The sequence below is a fragment of the Aeromonas sp. R5-4 genome (assembly GCF_040908215.1).
In the GTDB taxonomy this organism is placed as follows: Bacteria; Pseudomonadota; Gammaproteobacteria; order Enterobacterales; family Aeromonadaceae; genus Aeromonas; species Aeromonas veronii.
This window is the reverse complement of the sequence record NZ_JBFODG010000034.1, coordinates 63345-82925: the sequence shown is the minus strand read 5'-3', so window position 1 is coordinate 82925 and position 19581 is coordinate 63345. Positions and strand designations below refer to the sequence as shown.

General features: G+C 59.7%; 17 protein-coding genes. 13 read left to right on the top strand and 4 right to left on the bottom strand.

Annotated elements, in window-relative coordinates:
* Window positions 1-22 precede the first annotated feature (22 nt).
* From manA to AB5Y83_RS18870, 5 genes are all read left to right on the top strand, one after another.
* Window positions 23-1222 (top strand): mannose-6-phosphate isomerase, class I, encoded by a 1200-nt coding sequence (gene manA / locus AB5Y83_RS18890; protein ID WP_368175758.1) that lies wholly within the window; start codon window positions 23-25, stop codon window positions 1220-1222.
* Between the two features lie 858 nt (window positions 1223-2080).
* Entirely contained in the window at window positions 2081-3721 is a 1641-nt protein-coding gene (locus AB5Y83_RS18885; RefSeq protein ID WP_368175757.1) for a methyl-accepting chemotaxis protein, read from the top strand.
* A 524-nt stretch (window positions 3722-4245) separates the two neighbouring features.
* A complete protein-coding gene (locus AB5Y83_RS18880; RefSeq protein WP_368175756.1) occupies window positions 4246-6138 on the top strand; it encodes a PTS fructose transporter subunit EIIC in 1893 nt (630 codons plus the stop codon).
* A 233-nt stretch (window positions 6139-6371) separates the two neighbouring features.
* Complete coding sequence (locus tag AB5Y83_RS18875) at window positions 6372-7124, top strand: DNA/RNA non-specific endonuclease (protein WP_368175755.1); 753 nt, start codon at window positions 6372-6374, stop codon at window positions 7122-7124.
* Between the two features lie 311 nt (window positions 7125-7435).
* Complete coding sequence (locus tag AB5Y83_RS18870) at window positions 7436-8539, top strand: YdcF family protein (RefSeq protein ID WP_019446636.1); 1104 nt, start codon at window positions 7436-7438, stop codon at window positions 8537-8539.
* Window positions 8540-8621: 82 nt separating this feature from the next.
* Here the strand turns inward: AB5Y83_RS18870 and AB5Y83_RS18865 are convergent, their stop codons facing one another.
* On the bottom strand, window positions 8622-8996 hold the full coding sequence (locus AB5Y83_RS18865) for a DUF805 domain-containing protein (protein WP_005337730.1): 375 nt from the start codon (window positions 8994-8996) through the stop codon (window positions 8622-8624).
* A 367-nt stretch (window positions 8997-9363) separates the two neighbouring features.
* On the opposite strand from AB5Y83_RS18865, the gene AB5Y83_RS18860 reads away from it, so the two are divergent.
* Window positions 9364-11289, top strand: coding sequence for an NAD(P)-binding protein (locus AB5Y83_RS18860; protein WP_368175754.1), 1926 nt, complete (start codon window positions 9364-9366; stop codon window positions 11287-11289).
* On the top strand, window positions 11286-12491 hold the full coding sequence (locus tag AB5Y83_RS18855; protein ID WP_127005789.1) for a cytochrome c: 1206 nt from the start codon (window positions 11286-11288) through the stop codon (window positions 12489-12491). Before AB5Y83_RS18860 ends, AB5Y83_RS18855 begins: the two co-directional genes overlap by 4 nt.
* Before the next feature lie 88 nt (window positions 12492-12579).
* On the opposite strand, the gene AB5Y83_RS18850 is transcribed toward AB5Y83_RS18855, so the two are convergent.
* The 3 genes from AB5Y83_RS18850 to AB5Y83_RS18840 form a co-directional block, all read right to left on the bottom strand.
* Complete coding sequence (locus AB5Y83_RS18850) at window positions 12580-12915, bottom strand: DUF3634 family protein (protein WP_005353195.1); 336 nt, start codon at window positions 12913-12915, stop codon at window positions 12580-12582.
* Window positions 12916-13021: 106 nt separating this feature from the next.
* The gene (locus AB5Y83_RS18845) at window positions 13022-13990 is read right to left on the bottom strand and encodes a nucleoside hydrolase (RefSeq protein ID WP_005337734.1); all 969 of its coding nucleotides are present in this window, start codon (window positions 13988-13990) and stop codon (window positions 13022-13024) included.
* Window positions 13991-14209: 219 nt separating this feature from the next.
* Window positions 14210-14503, bottom strand: a complete 294-nt coding sequence (locus AB5Y83_RS18840; RefSeq protein WP_005353197.1) for a hypothetical protein — start codon at window positions 14501-14503, stop codon at window positions 14210-14212.
* A 212-nt stretch (window positions 14504-14715) separates the two neighbouring features.
* Here AB5Y83_RS18840 and AB5Y83_RS18835 point away from each other — a divergent pair, with 212 nt between their 5' ends.
* The 6 genes from AB5Y83_RS18835 (at window position 14716) to AB5Y83_RS18810 (ending at window position 19536) form a co-directional block, all read left to right on the top strand.
* Window positions 14716-16161, top strand: a complete 1446-nt coding sequence (locus AB5Y83_RS18835; protein ID WP_021230685.1) for a coniferyl aldehyde dehydrogenase — start codon at window positions 14716-14718, stop codon at window positions 16159-16161.
* Window positions 16162-16172: 11 nt separating this feature from the next.
* Window positions 16173-16793 (top strand): TetR/AcrR family transcriptional regulator, encoded by a 621-nt coding sequence (locus tag AB5Y83_RS18830; protein WP_139460657.1) that lies wholly within the window; start codon window positions 16173-16175, stop codon window positions 16791-16793.
* The gene (locus AB5Y83_RS18825; protein WP_005361659.1) at window positions 16774-17292 is read left to right on the top strand and encodes a hypothetical protein; all 519 of its coding nucleotides are present in this window, start codon (window positions 16774-16776) and stop codon (window positions 17290-17292) included. The genes AB5Y83_RS18830 and AB5Y83_RS18825 overlap by 20 nt, the downstream gene beginning before the upstream one ends.
* Window positions 17293-17310: 18 nt before the next feature.
* Complete coding sequence (locus AB5Y83_RS18820; RefSeq protein ID WP_164536457.1) at window positions 17311-18495, top strand: iron-containing alcohol dehydrogenase; 1185 nt, start codon at window positions 17311-17313, stop codon at window positions 18493-18495.
* Window positions 18496-18698: 203 nt separating this feature from the next.
* Complete coding sequence (locus AB5Y83_RS18815) at window positions 18699-18959, top strand: GNAT family N-acetyltransferase (RefSeq protein ID WP_005337747.1); 261 nt, start codon at window positions 18699-18701, stop codon at window positions 18957-18959.
* Window positions 18946-19536: a nucleotidyltransferase family protein gene (locus tag AB5Y83_RS18810; RefSeq protein WP_368175753.1), complete on the top strand. Its 591-nt coding sequence runs from the start codon at window positions 18946-18948 to the stop codon at window positions 19534-19536. Before AB5Y83_RS18815 ends, AB5Y83_RS18810 begins: the two co-directional genes overlap by 14 nt.
* Window positions 19537-19581 lie beyond the last annotated feature (45 nt).

The window sequence follows — 19581 nt, the reverse complement described above, 5'->3', positions numbered from 1 at the left end:
CAAACTAGACGAGGCGTCCCTTATGAGCAGTAGCGATCTGCCCTCCTTTCTGTTGATGCAAAACCCGATTCAAGGCTATGACTGGGGCAGTCATGACTCCCTCACCACCCTGTTTGGCATTCCCAACCCGCAAGGCAAACCCCAGGCCGAGCTCTGGATGGGCGCCCATCCCAACGGCTGCTCCGAGGTGACGCTGGCGGGCAGTGTGCAAAAGCTCTCTTCGGTGATCGACAGGGCTCCGGCCGCCGCGCTGGGTGAGGCCACCTTCGCCCGTTTTGGCAGCCTGCCGTTCCTGTTCAAGGTGTTGTGTGCAGAGAAGGCTCTCTCCATTCAGGTGCACCCGAGCAAGGCTCAGGCCGAAGCGGGCTTTGCCAAAGAGGAGGCCGCAGGCATCGATATCAAGGCGAGCAATCGCAACTACAAGGACCCGAACCATAAGCCGGAGCTGGTCTTTGCCCTCACCCCCTATCAGGCGATGAACGGCTTTCGCGCCATTCCCGCCATTCTGGCACTGTTCGAGCGGGTCAATCTGGCGGCCATCGCCGATCTGACCGCAGCCCTTGCCGCCAGCCAGAATGAAGCAGGCCTGCAGCACTTCTTCCACCAGCTGCTGATACTGGAAGGGGCGCGCAAGGAGGAGGCGCTGGCGGGGCTGCTGACCTATGCCGCCGCCCATCAGGATGAGGAGATGTTTGCCCTTATCACCAGTCTGGCGGCCCAGTACCCGGGAGATGTGGGCCTCTTCTCGCCGCTGCTGCTCAACGTGGTGACCCTCCAACCCGGTCAGGCGATGTTCCTCGATGCCTGTACCCCGCACGCCTATGTGCGCGGCACGGGTCTCGAGATCATGGCCAACTCAGACAACGTGCTGCGCGCCGGCCTCACCCCCAAATACATCGATGTGGCAGAGCTTTTGGATTGCACCCTCTGCTTGCCCAAGCCGGACGACCAGATCCTGCTGTCCCCCCGCTGTGATGGCGCGGTACAGCACTTCGACGTGCCGGTACCTGACTTCACTTTCAGCGTCTACCCGGCTGGCGAGCATCAGCTCACCACTGCCAGCGCCGAGATCCTGTTTGCCATCGATGCAACCGTGATCCTCAAGCAGGGCGAACAGTCACTGCGTCTGGAAAAGGGGCAATCTGCCTTTATTCCTGCAGCGACTGGCAGTTATCAACTGCTGGCCGAAGGGCGGGTCGCACGCGCCGGCAACCGCTGCTAATCAACATAAGAGCCGACTCTTGTTGGAGGGGGAATATGCCTCCCCCTCCCAACAGAGCAATATGGCCTACCAGTCAAGTCCGTCTCTATCTCTACTGCACTCTTATGCCTTCCTTCAGGCATCTTGCTCTGAAGCCCATCCCTGACTGCATCCTGCCCACAACCAGCTCCACAGGTTTGTCGCCTGAGCTTGGCGCTACCCTGATGCAGATGACTGGGTCTGCTGAAACGAAGAAAATTCCAGCCTGCACAAGCAACGACGACACTCTGAGTGTCCGGCTAAAATGGAGGAAATAAAAAAACAACTCTATCCTCTACTATTTTCACCCCCTAATGAAAACTAAAACAGCGCATAGATGCATCATCATTAAATCTTTCCCCAGCTATCATCATTCGGCCTGTAAACATTTAGCACACGTAGTCATACAGAACCATTGGTAATGAAAACGAAAGGAATCTCTTTTGATTTTTCGAGATGCAGCCCTATTTTTTAGTCGTTCTATAATTTAATTCCAAGCAGACCATTCACTCTCTGTCGAAAGCAACAACTTAAGAAAAACAGTAAGATCATGATATGTAACACATTTCTCTTTGCACCATACCTTCCGTTGACGTAATCCGTAAAAAAAGCCAGGCCGCATGAACTGACAATTAAATCAATTTAAAATCAGGGTAATGAGAGATTTGATATTTATTTTTTGATATGCCAACCAAACCTCATCGCAGTAAAGAAATAGACCTTAAATACCCTCTGTGATTAAGATCTCTTTTATTTGATTTATTTTTAAGGTATCACATCTATTCGCTGCTATAAATTTCACACAAAGATCCCCTGACAAAAATAGATAAAAGAGGATATATGCTGACAAAAATGACAATTGGGCAAAAGCTGACCATGGCGTTTACCACTCTCGCTTTGTTGATGCTGGGCTTTGCCTGGTTTGCCACTTTACAACTCTCCAATATTTACCGTGACGCCAGTGAGGTCAGCGACAATATCGTTCCCTCCATCCGGGCATCCAGCCAGATGCATGTGTCCTTGCTGGACGCTCGCCGTGCCGAACTGAACATGGTGATAGATGCACTGGGCAAGGATCCCGACTCCCTCAACAGCAGCACACAGTCTTTCGAAGCGGCAAAGAGTCAGTACATGGCCGCCGAGCAACGGTATGGATCGATGCCTTTTGTGTCGGAGCGAGATCGCAACATGTTTGCAGAGCTGAAAACTGCAGCAGCCAAATATTTTTCAGCCCATGGTGACTTGGAAACAGCCATACGGCAGGGAGATATTGCCAAGATGCAGTCGCTGATCAAAAACGAATCCCGCGCAGCCCTCGAGCAGGCAGGACAGGATGGTCTGGAGCTTCGCAAGGAGAACGATCGGGTTGCCAACCTGCTGACCAAGCAGAGTGAGGCCTCCTATGAACGGGCAAAACTGCTGAGCACTACAGTCGGTGCGCTAACCTTGCTGTTCGTCGTTATTGTGGCCTGGCTGCTTATCCGGCAGATCCGCAATCCAGTGATGACCCTGCTGGAGCAGACCCGCCAGGTGGCGGCAGGCAACCTCACCAGCCAACTCGACATGAAGCAATTCTCCCATGACGAGCTGGGTAAGCTGGCTCAAGGGTTCAACGAGATGCAATCCAATCTGCGCATGCTGGTCAACGAGGTTTCCGGCTCGGTAGTGCAGTTGGGTGCGGCCGCCGAAGAGATCAGCGCGGTGGCACAGCAATCGGCCAACAACATGGGCGCCCAGCAACATGAGCTCAATCAGCTGGCCACAGCCATGAACGAGATGCAAGCCACGGTACAGGAGGTGGCCCGCAACACCAACGACGCCGCCAGCGCAGCAACGTCGGCCAGCGACACAGCCGCACAAGGCAGCGAGACCGTCAATGACTCAATCGGCAAGATTGAAAAGGTGGCTACCGCCATCGAAGAGACTGCTCTGGTGATCCGCCAGCTGGGTGATGACAGCCGAAATATCGGCATGGTGCTTGAAGTCATTCAGGGGATTGCCGAGCAGACTAACCTGCTGGCACTGAACGCGGCAATCGAGGCAGCCCGAGCCGGTGAACAAGGTCGTGGTTTCGCCGTGGTTGCAGATGAAGTCCGTACTCTGGCCAAACGAACTCAAGACTCCACTTCCCAGATCAACCACATCATCTCCGAACTGCAGCAACGTGCTAACGAAGCGGGCGTCACCATGCAACAGAGTCAGGATATGATGTCCGAGACGGTCCACACAGCTCGTGAAGCGGGAGCCTCTATTGCCGAAATAAGCAGCTCGGTTAACAGTATCTCCCACATGAATATTCAGATTGCCACCGCAACCGAAGAGCAAGGCGCGGTAAGCGAGGAGCTCAATCGCAATGTAGTCAACATCAGCAATGCCTCGGAAGAAGTGGCGACCGGAGCCAAACAAATGGCTCAGGCTTGCAACGACCTCAACCTGTTGGCAACACAACTGCAAGAGGTTGTACGCAAGTTTCGGACATAACGCCCGATTCTCCTCCCCTCATTCATCAGCTCAATAAGGCTGAAGCACTAAACAGCCCGCCATCCATAAAAGTGGCGGGCTTTGTTAAATAAGGGCTCATGCAAAACCCAAGGACACCGATGATGAACATAACAAGTGATCAGTGGAGGGATTAACTCACATCAAGAGCTGCTCTCCCTCTTTCTGATTGTTCTCTCAACGCATTTTGCCAGCACCTTCACATTTTCCACCCCCAAAGCAGCACACAAATCTCCATACCTCCGAAGGCGAAACCTTTTTGCCGCACTCATGCAAGTAGCAAGATGCATTCACAATCCATTGTTTTTATTTAAAAAAATAAAAATTCAGGTATGGATTGGCTTTCATGATGATATGCGAGCTGGGTCACATGACGACTTGCGCAGCACAAAAATCCAGTAAACGGCACATTTGTCCGATTTCGGCACCGCGCCAACGGGAGAACAATATCCAGGTCAATTGTTCCCCCCCATCATGCGGCTCGGCAACGGAGCCAGGAGAGTAATATGTTACCCACCATGACCAACGGCAGACTCATCTGCCTGGAGTTGAAGGCCACCAGCAAGGAGGCCCTGTTCGACGAGATGGCACAGATGCTGGCGCGCGATGGCGCCGTGTCTGACCAACAACAATTCGTCAAGGATATCTGGGCCCGCGAACAGCTGGACTGCACCGGCTTCGAGCAGGGTGTCGCCCTGCCCCACGCCAAGAGCAAGGCGGTCAGCCGTCCGGCCATTGCCATCGGTGTCAGCCGTCAGGGTATCGAGTACGGCGCCGAAGATGGCAAGCCGACCCAGCTGATCTTCATGATCGCCTCCCCGGATGGCGGCGCCAACCACCACATCGAAGTGCTGGCCGAGCTATCTACCCGTCTGCTGGAGCCGGGCTTTATCGAGCAGATGAAGGCCACCACCACCGTTGAGCAAGCGCTGACACTGCTCAAACAAGGCCCGAAAGAGCAAAAGCCGACCCCGGCCGCCAAACCGGCTGCCACTGCTCCGGCTGCCCCCGAAGAGCGCACCTTCAAGGATCGCCTCAACACCATGAAGCAGCACCTGCTGTTTGGTACCTCCCACATGATCCCCTTCATCGTGGCGGGTGGTGTCCTGCTCTCCCTGTCAGTAATGCTGAGCGGCAAGGGCGCCGTGCCGGAAGCGGGCTTCCTCAAAGACATGGCTACCATGGGTATCGCCGGTCTGACTCTGTTTACTGCCGTGCTGGGTGGCTACATCGCCTACTCGCTGGCTGACAAGCCGGGCCTGGCCCCGGGCATGATCGGCTCCTGGATTGCCGTTCAGCACTATCAAACCGGTTTCCTTGGCGCCATTCTGGTGGGCTTTATCGCAGGTTTCGTGGTCAATCAGCTCAAACGGATCAAGCTGCCTGACTCTATGACCTCCCTTGGTTCCATCTTCATCTATCCGCTGATCGGTACCTTCTTGGTGTGTGGCATCGTGATGTGGGGGATCGGCGCCCCGATCGCCGCCATGATGGAAGGGATGAACCACTGGCTCTCCAGCATGGCGGGCTCAGGTAAAGTGATGCTGGGTGCCATACTGGGTGGTATGACTGCCTTCGATATGGGCGGCCCGGTCAACAAGGTTGCCACCCTGTTTGCCCAGACTCAGGTCAACACCCAGCCCTGGCTGATGGGTGGTGTCGGTATCGCCATCTGTGTGCCGCCACTGGGTATGGCACTGGCCACCTTCATGTCTCCGAAGCGTTACAAGAAAGAGGAGCGTGAATCCGGTAAAGCAGCCGCCATCATGGGCATGATCGGTATCAGTGAAGGTGCCATTCCATTCGCCGCTGCTGACCCCATGCGTGTTATCCCGGCCATCGTCGCAGGCGGCATCGTCGGCAACATCACCGGCTTTATGATGCACAGTATCAACCACGCCCCCTGGGGTGGCTGGATTGTCCTGCCGGTTGTTGAAGGCAAGATGGGCTACATCCTGGGTACCATCCTCGGCGCCCTGACCACCGCCATCATCGTCAACCTGCTGAAAAAGCCAGTGAGCGAAGAAGATGACGTCACTACCACCCAAACCAGCTTCGAAGTCATTGAAGCGGAAGGGGAAGCGGACGTACTGGCCATCACTGCTTGCCCGTCTGGCGTTGCCCACACCTTCCTCGCCGCCAAGAGCCTGCAGAAGGCTGCCGCCAAGCAGGGGATCAAGATCAAGGTCGAGACCCAGGGCGCCAACGGCATCATCAACCGCATTACCGCCAAGGATGTCGCCAACGCCCGCTGCGTCATCTTCGCCCACGACGTGGCTATCAAGAACCGCGAGCGCTTCACCAATATCGAGGTCATCGATGTGAAGACCAAGGAGGCGATTCACAATCCGGAAGCACTGTTGGCCCGCACGCTGGGCAACAAGGCAAACGCCGCCTGATAGCAATCAGACCAACCAGTACAAGGGGCCCATCGCGGGCCCCTTTTCGTTGCCTGCCGAGCAACCGCATATCATCCCACCGACCAAGCCACTGATTTAAAACATATTAACCAGTCACATCACGGATCTTGGCGAGCCGTCACAGAACTGTGACGTGTAAAAAAACAGCAATTGAAGCGCTGGTCAGATCTCATGTCAAATGGCTCCGTCTACTAAACTGGATCATCACAAAAATGATAAAAATCAATAAATTGGTTCTGGCTGTTACCCTCACCCTCACTGCCACCCCCTTGCTGGCAGCCCACTGGACGTGTGGCGGCCACGTGCGCTTTGGCCTCCCCTCCGAATCGGATCAGAAGCTCTGCCGTGAAGGGTATGCGGTCGGCTACAACTACGACTACAAGGTGGCGGACTGGGTCTCCTACCGGATGACAGCCCAGAGCGCACAGGGCACAGTGCCGCGCAAGGATGCCTTCGCCGAGGACGGGGAGATCCCGGTCGCCTACCGCGCCACCCTCTCCGACTACAAGGACTCGGGCTACGACCGTGGCCATCAGGCCCCGGCGGGGGACATGAAATCGAACAAGAACACCATGAAAGAGAGCTTCCTGCTGAGCAACATGACACCGCAGGTCGGGGTGCTCAATCAGAAGGCGTGGCGCGTGCTGGAGGACAAGGTGAACAAGTGGGCAGTTTCCCGCAAGGATGTGCAGGTGATCACCGGCCCCATCTTTACCGGCTCTGAAGAGTCCATCGGTCAGGGTGTGGCGATCCCGAGCGCCTACTACAAGATCGTGATGGACCCGGCCAGACTGCAGGCCATCGCCTTTATCATGCCGCAGGAAGAGGTGCCTATCAGCCAGATCGCCGACTACCGGGTCTCGGTGCGCGAGGTGGAAGAGCAGACCCAGCTCAACTTCTTCAGCGATATGCCCGAAGAGCAGCAAGAGACGCTGGAAGCCCGCATCTCCCCGATGTGGAACTGACTACGAACACTCGCCAACAGATGGATTGACACTCCATCTGTCTTGCATCGCAACAGAGGGAGGGGGAGTCTCGCTCCCCCTGCCCTTTTCAGATGGCAGCTGACCCGTTGCGGCCACTGTTGCGGCCATTTTTGCGGCCACTAGTGTGGCATCACCCGACGACTCGCCCCGACTCACAGTTTGCCGTACCGTTCACTGGTATATTGCCTCTCTTTGGCACTAACAGACTGAATTGACGCATATTTGCCTTATCCCATCGGCCCACACGCCGGCGCACTAAGGCGCGATTCAGCCCGACAGAGGACCTTTTGATGAAACAGACCCTTCTTGCCCTCACCCTCGGCGGCCTGCTGGCGCTCTCGCCCCTCGCCCTGCAAGCGGCCGAGAGCTCGATGCAGATGGAGCACGACCTCAATACCCTGGTCAGCAAACGCCAGGCGGTGGACATGCTGCTCGGCGAAGCGCTGCAGATCTACAAGTCGCCAGCCAAGATCTCCCACGCCGGTTTTACCGCCAAGATGCCGAGCAATATGGAGCTGGTGACCGAGCGGCTGCTGGCCGCCTACCAGCTTGAACCCTACCGCACCGACCTGCTCATCTCGGCGGCCAACGCCCAGATCTACAACGGCAACCTGAGCCGCGCCATCACCTTGCTGGAGCAGGCGCAGGCCGTCGCCCCCGATGATCTCGACATCAACAGCTATCTCGCCATCTGGCAGCTGGTGAAAGGCAACAAGGAGGCCTCCCGCAGCTATCTGGCGAAAGTGGCGGATCGCAACAGTGGCCGCGCCGCCGATCTGGAGGAGATCATCGCCCGGGTGCAGCGGATCACCGCCGCCCCGCTGCAGACCGAACTGACCGAGGATCAGGTCAAGGCCAGCAGGGAGGGCAAACGCGCCATCGTCACCCTGGGCTACGCCCTCAATCCCGACGGCAGCATGGACAAGATCCTGCTGGGCCGTCTGCAAACCACCCTTGATCTGGCCAAAGCCGACCCGGAAGCGCTGCTCATCCTGACCGGCGGCGTGCCCCAGAACCGCCAGACCGAGGGCAAGCTGATGGCTGACTGGCTGGCCAACCACGGCATCGACCGCAGCCGCCTGATTGAAGAGAACTACGCCACCAGCACGGTGGACAACGCCCTCTACAGCGCCTATGCCCTCGCCCGCCACCAGATTGACTATGCGGTGCTGGTAAGCTCCGCCAGCCATGTACGTCGCGGCCAGACGGTGCTGGAAATCGCCTGCGACCAGATTGGTCCGGCCAACATCAAGGTGGCGAGCGTCAGCTACCCCGACAAGCCCCTCGAGGAGCTGGCCACCCCGAGCGAGAGCGAGCTGCTCGGCATCTACCGCGACGCCCTGCGCACCTACGGCATGTGGAGCTACCGCTCTGCACCGCTAATCGAGCGTTGATCGGCCATCAAAACGAAAAAGAGAGGGAGGCGTGATGCCTCCCTCTCTATTTATTGACCGATGATTGGCCAAGCCGCGCCCGTTAGCTGACGATAAAGCCCTGCGAGGGGGCCGCTTTGGGATCGTCACCGAAGCGGTTTGGCCCCTGCTGACCGTTGCAAACCATAAAGTAGATAAGCACCAGGGTGCCGATAATTGGGATGAGCCCGAGCAGCAGCCACCAAGCGCTGCGGTCGGTGTCGTGCAGGCGACGGGCCGCTACCGCCAGCGATGGCAGCAGCACCGCCAGCGAATAGATGGAGCTGATCAGCTCATTGTCGCCGCCGATCAGCTTGTCCACCATGCCGAGCAGCAACATGACGATGACGTTGCACAGCACGAACATCCAGTATTCGGTGCGACGGGCCCGCCCGCTGAATACCGCATATTGCTTGAGGACCGAGATATACCAGTTCATTGCGCCTCCTGAGTGGCCTTTATGCCTATGAATAAAAAAGAGAGTCGATAAAACAAGTAGTTAAGAGCTTAGCGCGATCATCTCCCCGAGTCGACAATGATGCCCGAACGTCTCCCAAACTAATCAGCTGCGGCAATCATTGACCGACCGAGCCGGAAGATAATTTGCCCTGCAACAGGGCAAATCACCCCCATCAGCGCATCACTCTCGTCACAAGCAGGAAAATGGTGCTTAATAATCCATTAGCAATCGTATGGACTCAGCGTGAGGATAGCGGTAGATTCGGCGCCCAATCCTGAACAGGATCTGTGTCTCCCTCCCATAATGAATCCACTTATTCATTACTTCTCCTAACACAGGGATAGCCATGAGTATTACACGCAGAGATTTTCTCAACGGCGTTGCCATCACCATTGCGGCAGGCGTCGCCCCCATCAATCTGCTCAAGGCTGCCGAAGGCGGCAGCACGCTGGCGGATAAAACCCTGGCCTACCCGCCCGCCCTCACCGGGCTGCGCGGCAACCACCCGGGCTCCTTCGAACCGGCCCACAGCATCGCCCGTGACGGCAAGCAGTATGACTTCGCCAATATTCCCCTTGAGGGGGAGTACGATCTGGTGATCGTCGGCGCCGGGATCAGCGGTCTGGCCGCCGCCAGCTTCTATCAGCAACTGCTCGGCGCGGATAAGAAGATCCTGCTACTCGACAACCACGATGACTTCGGCGGCCACGCCAAGCGCAACGAGTTCACCACCCCCGATGGCCTGCGTCTGGGTTACGGCGGCAGTGAATCCCTGCAATCACCGCGTTCGGTCTACAGCCCGGTAGCGCTCGGGCTGCTCAAGGCGCTGGAGGTCAACATCGACGAGCTGGCCGCCGGTTTCCAGCAGACCTTCTATCCGGATCTGGGGCTCAGCCGCGGCGTCTATTTCGACGAGAAGCACTTTGGCGTCAACAAGATAGTGAACGGGGATCCGGGCCACAACGTGGCGGATGATATCCCGCGCGATCGCCTGAACGGCCGGCCGCTGGCAGAATTTATCGGTGACTTCCCCCTCGATGATGCCGACAAGGCCGCCCTGTTGGCCCTGCACGAATCGAAGATCGACTACCTGAGCGGCATGACCCGCGAGCAGCAGGACGAGTGGGTAACCCGCAACAGCTACACCACCTTCCTGCGCGATAAAGTGGGCCTGAGCGAACGGGCGATCACTTACTTCCAGCAGCGCACCAACGACTTCCAGGCGGTCGGCATCGACGCCACCGCCTGCGCCGATGCGCGCCTCTGCGCCTTGCCGGGTTTCGACGGCCTCAATCTGACGCCGCTGGATGCCGAGGAGCAGGCGGAGCTGGACGATCCCTACATCTTCCACTTCCCCGATGGCAACGCCGGTCTCACCCGCCTGATGGTACGCAAGCTCATTCCGCAGGTGGCGCCGGGTCACACCATGCAGGATGTGGTGCTGGCCAAGTTTGACTACAGCAAGCTCGACCTGCCTGAGCACAAGGTGCAACTGCGCCTTGGCAGCACGGCGTTGCAGGCCAAAAACGTGCGCCTCGCCGACGGCAAGCCGGCGGTGGATGTCACCTATATCAAGGAGGGGAAACTGCACCGGGTGCGGGCCAAGCAGTCGATCATGGCGGGCTACAACATGATGATCCCCTACATGGTGCCCGAGATGCCGGAGCCCCAGAAGGAGGCGCTGCGCCAGAACGCCAAGGCGCCGCTGGTCTACACCAAGGTGGTGATCAAGAACTGGCAAGCCTTCGTCAAGCTGGGGGTACACGAGGTCTACTCCCCGGCAGCCCCCTACAGCCGGGTCAAGCTCGACTATCCGGTCAGCATGGGTGGCTACGAGCATCCCAAGAGCCCGGATCAGCCGATGTGCCTGCACATGGTCTATGTGCCGACCCTGCCGGGCAGCGGCCTCTCGGCACGCGAACAGTCCCGCAAGGGGCGCGCCATGATCCTCGGCATGCCGTTCGAGCAGCATGAGCAGATGATCCGCGAGCAGTTGCAGGGGATGCTCGGCAGCGCCGGTTTCAACCATGAACAGGATATCCTCGCCATCACGGTCAACCGCTGGTCTCACGGTTACTCCTATGTCACCAACACCCTGTTTGATGACGAAGCGCAGTGCGAAAAATGGATTGAACTGGGTCGCCAGCCGATCGGCAACATCACCATCGCCAACTCGGATGCAGGCTGGAGCCCCTACGCCCACGCCGCCATCGACGAAGCGTGGCGCGCCGTCAACGAGCTGGTTGCCATGAGCAAGGGAGGTGCCCAATGAGCCGCGCCCTGTCACTGACCGCCAGCGCCCTGCTGCTGGCCCTGCCCGCCCTTGCCGCCAACGCAGCCCCCGCCATGTCTGCGGGGGAATACGTGGCCAAGCTCGGCGATTGCGCTGCCTGTCACACCAGCGAAACCAGCAAGCCGCTGGCGGGCGGCAAAGGGTTCCCGACCCCCATCGGCACCGTATTTGCCACCAACATCACCCCCGACAAGACCCACGGTATCGGCAACTACAGCCTGCCGGAGTTCATCAAGGTGATGCGTGAAGGGGTGGCCCGCGATGGCCATCGCCTCTATCCGGCCATGCCCTACACCGCCTACGCCAAGATGAGCGATAAAGATCTCGAAGATCTCTATCACTACCTGATGAAGGAGGTGCAGCCGCTAGCCATCGCCAACAAGGAAAGTGACATCCCCTGGCCCCTCAACATGCGCTGGCCGCTGATGGGCTGGAACTGGGTCTACCACGATGACAGCCGCTTCACCCCGGTCGCAGGCAAAAGCGAAGAGTGGAACCGTGGCGCCTATCTGGTGCAGGGTGCCGGTCACTGCGGCAGCTGCCACACTCCGCGCGGGCTTGGCATGCAGGAGAAAGCGCTGACCGAGGCGGACCCTGTCTACCTGAGCGGTGCGGCGCTGGATGGCTGGTATGCCCCCGATATTCGCGGCAGCCGTTACAACAAGCAGGCGCTGATCGACCTGCTGAAAACCGGCCGCAGCCAGCATGAAGCGGTCGCGGGCCCCATGGGGGAAGTGATCACTCACAGCAGCCAGTATTTCAGCGACGCCGATCTGGCCAGCATCGCCACCTATCTGACCGATCTGAAAGATGAACCGGTGGCGGAGAAAGGGGCCCGCGCCTACGCCAGTGCCAGCGGCAAGGCGGACTACGCCATGTACTGCTCCACCTGTCACGGAGTCAACGGCCAGGGCAATGACCACGTCATCCCTTCGCTGGTGAACAACCGCACCGTGCTGGCGAGCGATCCGTCGAGCCTGATCAATGTGCTGCTGCACGGCGCCGAGACCCCGGTCACCCACGGCCATCTGGGTTACCACATGCCGGGCTATGGCTGGACCATGGATGACGAGCGGCTCGCCGAGCTGGTCAACACCCTGCGCGCCTCCTGGGGCAATGAAGGCACCGCCGTCAAGGCGGCGGCGGTCAAGGCCCAGCGCGAGCTGCACGGCAAGGAGTAAGGGCTGTCAGCTCTCTCTTGGCCAAGTGCCATAAAAAACGGGCCTCTACTGGAGGCCCGTTTGCTATTGATGAACCACGTTCCGGTGCTTATCCCTTGCGGGATTTTGGCCCCGGCAGTGGCGCCGTTGGCTGGCGGTAATCGCCATAGGGGAAGATATTGCGAAACCGCTGGGCCACCGGCTCGGGGATAGATCGGGAGAAGATCAGCTTGACGCCATCGCCATCACGCTGCCCCACAATGCGACCGCGCACCGTGTCGTGGCGCAGGATCTGCTTGGCATGCTCAATAAAGGCGGGTGACACCTTGCCCTGCTTGACCACTACCTTGCCGGGTGCAAGACGGATCTCGAACAGGGCGCCACGCCCTAGCTTCATCAACCACCAGATCAGCGCAATCGCCACTATCAAGGAAATCCAGGCCATCTTCATCCCTCCCAAGCTCTTGATATAAGGCAGTATAAGCGGCCGTGCGCTCCGATTGTTTGGCGCCGATCACAGCCCCCGCGTCAGCGCAATAGCGCCCCTTTACTCAGCAATCCTTGCCCCAGCCCACCAGCGTCTCGCGATAGAGCGCCAGCAAGGCTTCATCGCGCACCGCCACCCCGACCTGCTGCGGACGATAGGCTGCCCAATCATCGTGGGAGTGGCGTTTGCCATCGAACTTTTGCAGGGTGTGGCCGATGGCCGGGCCGCTGGTAATCACCCGCACCGGCCCCTCGCGCAGGGTAAAGAGGGTCGGGTCAATGACATAGGCGATGGCGGATGGATCGTGAACGTGGCAACCAGAGAGCCCCAGCTTCTCGGAGTAGAAGCGCAGGTAGAAGCGGCTGACATCCCACAGGAAGCGGCCCGGCTCCCCCGCCTTGTCCCTGAGCTCATCCAGATAGGCGCTGCTGAAGAAGCTCTGCTGAGTCACATCCAGCCCGATGATCACTACCGGCCAATCGGCGGTAAAGACCCGGTCGGCGGCATCGGGATCGTCGTGGATATTGGCTTCGGCATAGGGGGTGACGTTGCCGCGATGGCCGTTGACGCCAAAGGCTCCTCCCATCACTACCACCTGTTTCACCAGCGAGACAATCTCGGGCGCCTGTTGCAGCGCCAGCGCCAGATTGGTCAGCGGGCCGATAGTGACGAGGGTGATCTCCCCCGGCGCGGCTTTCACCGCCTCGACTATGTACTGCCATGCGGGACGGGGATCCGGAGCGATAGTCACCTCCCCCGCCTCCATGTCGCCAAAGCCGCTCGGGCCGTGGACTATGGTGGTGGGGCCGACCGGCTCGCGCAGCAGCGGGGCGGCAGCGCCTTTGGCCACATCCGCCTTCATGCCGTACTTCTGCTTGAGCCAGAGGGCGTTGCGGGTGCCATTGTCGATGGTGGCGTTACCAAAAACAGTGGTGATGGCGAGCAGCTCGATGGCGGGGTGGGCCTCGGCAAACAGGATGGCCATGGCATCGTCGATACCCGGGTCGGTATCCAGAATGATTTTATGGGTCATGAGAAATTCCTACGGTGACAAACCCTGCGACAAAAGGGAGAGTCTACCCGGCTGACGGCCCCATATCCCGGCATGGGATCACAGAGCGGGCCTTTGCTCCCGGCAGCGGGGGCGCTGCTGGCGACAATTAGCATAAAAAACGCGGCCCTGTTGCCAGCGCCGCGCCCTTTATCGTTGTTCGTTATCTGCTATCTGGCAGTGATCTGCCTGACCGGATCCTCAGTGCTTGCGGTGCCAACGCGGTGAGGTCGCCTTCTCCCCCCAGGGGGTGACGCAGGGGAGCAGAGCCCCTTCAATCACCATCTCGCTGCCCGCCAGCGCTTCGGCGATCTTCTGGTGCAGCACCCGCAGTACCTTGCCCTCGTGCTCGGCCAGAGAGTGGCCCGCGGCAAAGAATTCCGGCTGATATTGCAGTGCCAGCTTCTGGGCGAATTCGTAGGTGTTGAAGCAATCCGGCATCCGCTCAACCACATCTTCAAGCCGGGCCAACAAGCTGTTCAGTTCCCTGGTCATAGTGCTCTCTCCGTGTAGGTTAATAGCCAAAAACTACCCCTTATTAGATAAGTCACCAACGAGCAAACCACAAAAGTGTGGGGAGACACACAGTTCTCTCTTGCGTCCGGCTCATGGTGAACGGCAGACAGCTTGCCAGCTTTACATTCCGGTAACAAACAGCTAGATTTAGACCGACTAATCAGTCGGTCATTTTTCATGCGGAGAACAACATGGGTGCGGCGCAGCTTCAACACACTCCTGAGGATATCCTCGCCATCAAATTGTCCCTGCCGGATCAGCTGGCGCGGCTCAAGCGGGCAAGCCTGGCTCACCCCATGCCAACCCTGGCAGAGCGCCGGGCACAGCTGACCAAACTCAAACAGGCGTTGCTCGCCCACAAGGGGCAGCTGTGCAAGGCGCTGGCGGCAGATTATGGTCAGCGCAGCCACTACGACAGCCTGATTGCCGATGTGCTGCCCTGCATCATGCAGATCAACTACACCCAGAAGCGGCTAAAACGCTGGATGCAGCCCCACCGCCGTCACACCGGCCTGCTGCTGGCCCCCGCCAAAGTAGAGGTGCACTTCCAGCCGCTCGGGGTGGTCGGCATTATCGTGCCGTGGAACTTTCCGGTGATGCTGAGCCTTGGCCCCCTCATCACCGCCATCGCGGCGGGCAACCGGGCGATGCTGAAACTCTCCGAGTTCACCCCTCATACCAACGCCGTGCTACGCACCATGCTCACCAGCGTGTTTGACGAAAACGAGATCGCCATCATCGAAGGAGATGCCCAGATGGCGGCGGCGTTCAGCTCACTGCCGTTCGATCACCTGCTCTTTACCGGCTCCACCATGGTGGGCAAGCTGGTGATGGCCGCCGCCGCGCCCCAGCTCACCCCCCTCACCCTTGAGCTGGGTGGCAAGAGCCCCTGTCTCATCGCCCCCGACATGCCGGTCGCCACCGCGGTCGAGCGGATGATCTTCGGCAAGAGCCTCAACGCCGGGCAGATCTGCGTCGCCCCCGACTATGTGCTGCTGCCCCGTAGCGAGGTGGATAACTTTATCGCCGCCTATCGCCGCCACTTCAGCAAGCTCTACCCGCAGGGGCTCAATAGTGCTGACTACGGCGCCATCATCAACGACCGCCAGTATCAGCGCCTCGTCAGCTGGCTGGATGAAGCCGAGCAGGCGGGTGCCCAGCTCCACCCCTGTGGCAGCCCGGCCCGCGACGACCAGCGTCGCCTGCTGGTGCCCCACCTGCTGACCGGGGTGCCGGGTCAGTGTCAGGTGATGCAGCAGGAGATCTTCGGGCCACTGCTGCCGCTCATTCCCTACGACACCCTGGAGGAGGCACTCGCCTATGTGGCTGAGCGGCCCCGCCCGCTGGCCCTCTATCTGATGAGCTTCGATCCCGAGTTGCAGGCACGGGTGACCCGGGAGACCCACTCCGGTGGCATGGCCATTAACGAGAGCCTGTTTCAGGTGGCTGCCGACGATGTGCCGTTTGGCGGCATCGGCGCCTCCGGCATGGGCCACTACCACGGCCACGAGGGGTTTCTTACCTTCTCCAAGGCGAAAACCGTGCTGACCCGCGGCAAGTTCACCACCGGCTCCCTGATCCATCCCCCCTACCACAGCTGGATCCAGAAGCTGATGATGGCCTTCTTCCTGCGCTGATGGAGATGACCATGAACCAGGCTATCCCGCAGCCACAAAACATGACCGACAAGCGCCGCCAGATCCTGGATGCCGCCCTCGCCCTCTGCGCCGAAGATGGCCTGCAGGGGGCCGCCACCGCCCGTATCGCCAAGGCGGCTGGGGTGGCCAACGGCACTCTGTTCCACCACTTTCCGAGCAAGGAGGCGCTGATCCTCGCCCTCTATCAGGATGTGAAAACCCGGATGGGGAGCGCCATCCATGAAGCAGATCCCACCCTGTCGCTGTACGACCAGACCCGCCACTACTGGCAGCTGGCGATGGGGTGGATGCTCGCGCATCCCAATGAGCTCAAATTCGTGCTGGGCTTCTTTCACTCTCCGCTGCTGGCCAGACCGGCCCGCAGCCAGATCCTGAACGATGCCCTGCGCTTTCTGCCTGCCCTGCTGGCAAAGGGGCAGGCCAGCGGCGAGCTGATGCAGGCTCCCGCACCACTGTTGCTGGAGGTGTGTCAGGGCCAGTTCCTCGCCTGCGCATCACTGTTTGTCGATCAACCGGAGCTGGGAGAGGACGACTACTGGCAAGCCAGTGCGTTCGCCCTCTTCTGGTCAGCCATCTCAGGAGCCAATCCCCATGCAAACACGGATGTTTGAACCTGCGGCCGCCCTTGGCCGCCGCCTCTGGATCACCACTCTGCTCTGGGTGGTGGGTCGTACCCTCTGCCGCGCCGCCCGCACCGATGAGGCGGTACGCCGCGAATTGGCGCCGTTGCCGGACGGGTTGGCAATCCGCCTCGAAGTGGGCGGCATCGGCTACGCCATGAACATGCACAAGCAGGGTGGCCGCTGGTATCCCGGCGCGCCAGTCGCCCCTCATGCCACCATCCATCCGCTGCGGGTGCGCTTCAAGCATCCCAATATCGCCTTTCGCGCCCTGAGTTTTCGGCTCGGGGTCAATCAGGCATTTGGCGAAAACCGGCTGCTGGTGGAGGGAGACCTGACCGTTGCCATGCATCTGGTACGGGGGCTTGAGCAGTTGCAGTCCCTGATCCTGCCCGCCTTTATCGCGCGGCCGCTGCTGCGCCACTATCCCGCCCCGACCAACAAGATCGGCCGGGCCTGCAACATCTATCTGGGTCTGGTGACCGGCTAACGCGCAAGGAGCCTTGAAATGAGCCGCTATTACGATTTCTTCTGCCCGGTCAAACTGCTGGCCGGTGAACAGGCGCTGGAGCAGCTGGCCAGCGAGCTGGCCAGCCTCGGGGCCCGTCGCCCGCTGCTGCTGACCGACAAGGGGGTCAATGCTACCGGCCTTGCCACCCTGCTGGCCAATGTGCTGGCCGAAGGGGAGCTGCCGGTCGCCGCCATCTGGGACGAGATCCCGGCCGACTCTTCCACCGCCGTGGTGGAGCGGATCGCCAAACGCTATCGTGAGCTCGACTGCGACAGTCTGGTGGCGCTGGGGGGCGGCTCAGTCATCGACACCGCCAAGGCAGTCAACATTCTCACTTCCATGGGGGGGGAGCATCTGCTCGACTACTCGGGCGCCGGTTGCCTGACCCGTCCCCTCAAGCCGCTGGCGGTGGTGCCCACCACGGCGGGCACAGGATCAGAAGTGACATTGGTGGCGGTGATCAAGGATGAGGCGAGCGGGCGCAAGGTGCCCTTCACCTCCCCCTTCCTGCTGCCCCAGCTGGCGGTGTTAGACCCGCGCCTGACCCAGGGACTGCCCCTCAATATCACCGCCGCTACCGCCATGGACGCCATGACCCACGCCATCGAGGCCTTTATCGGTACCGCCAAGAACCCGGTGAGCGATGCACTGGCCCTGATGGCGGTGGAGAAGATCGCCAGCGCCCTGCCGCAAATCATCCACGACCCGCAAAACAAGCAGCTGCGGCTGCAACTGGCGGAAGGCTCCACGCTGGCTGGCATGGCATTCTCCAACTCCATGGTGGGGCTGGTGCACGCCCTCGGCCACAGTCTGGGAGCCCGCTGCCATCTGCCCCACGGGCTGTGCATGAACCTCTTTTTGCCGACCGTGCTCGACTACAACCGCCCCGAGGTGGATAGCGAGTTGGCCCGGCTGCTTTTGCCGTTGGTGGGGGCAGAGCGCTTTGCTGCCACCCCGGCCCATCAGCGGGCGGAGGCGACCATCACAGCCATTCGCACCCTGCGCGACACCTTGTGGCAAGCGGTCAAGCTGCCGCGCACCATGAGCGAGGCTGGGGTAAGCGATCGCTCGCTACTGACCGAGATCCGCGATCTGGCGATCAACGACGGTGCCCTGCTGTTCAATCGCAAGGACGCCGACCGTGAGCAGTTACTCACCCTGCTGGAGCGAGCCTGGGTCTGATCCCTCCCCTTTGCCAACACTCTTGTGCTGACACAAACGCGGTGCCCGACTCACCATCGGGCACCTTGATCTGCATCGCGATATCGATGCGCCCTCTGTCAAAGGGGGATGATATTGACCACGGGTTCTCATTATCTGTTCTATACCTTGGCTAACAGTTATGTTGTGCCGAGAGACCCAACTTTATGCCAGAGGTGCCCACCATGAGCGACATCATCCATCAGGCCAACCAGCAGCAGTTCATCTGTATGGTGGAGGGGAAAGAGTCGAGACTGCGCTACCGGCGGCTCGATGCCAAGACCATCGACGCCTACAGCACCTTCGTACCCCCCGAGCTGCGGGTGCAGGGGATTGCCGATCAGCTGGCGCGTGCCTTCTTCAACTGGACTCAGGCGGAGGGGCTCACTATAGTGCCGAGCTGCCGCTACATTGATGTCTGGTTACGCCGCAATGCCAACAACTGAACCTCTGAACACCGTCCTCGAACAGCAATTCCAAGCCAAAACAGAAGCCCTGCTGCGGGCCGATCCGCAGCGGATGGCCTGCCTGCAAGCCGCGGCCGAGCTCAATCTGCCCGACTGGGCGCTGGGGGCCGGTTTTATCCGCAATCTCATCTGGGATCACCTTCACCACAAGGCGGTGCCCACCCCACTCAACGATATCGACCTTATCTACCTCGATAGCAGCGACCCGCAAGGGCTGGCCGAAGCAGAGCACGAAGCCTGGCTCGCCAAACGGCTGCCCGGCCAGCAGTGGGAGGTTCGCAATCAGGCTCGCATGCACACTCGCCAACTGGTAGCGCCGTTTGCCAACAGCCTTGAGGCGCTGAGCCACTGGGTAGAAGTGCCCACCTGCATCGGCGTACGCCTCACCCGGGATGGCGAGTTCGAGTGGCTTGCCCCCTACGGCTTTGCCATCAACTGGTCGCTGCAAGTGAGTGCCAACCCCAGATGTCGCCAGGACAAACAGATTTTTACCCAACGCATCAAGGAGAAACGCTGGCAGGTTATCTGGCCTGACCTTCAGGTAAACTGGCTATAACCTGATTGCAATCTTTCGATAACCTTGGGCACACTAGGGGAAAAG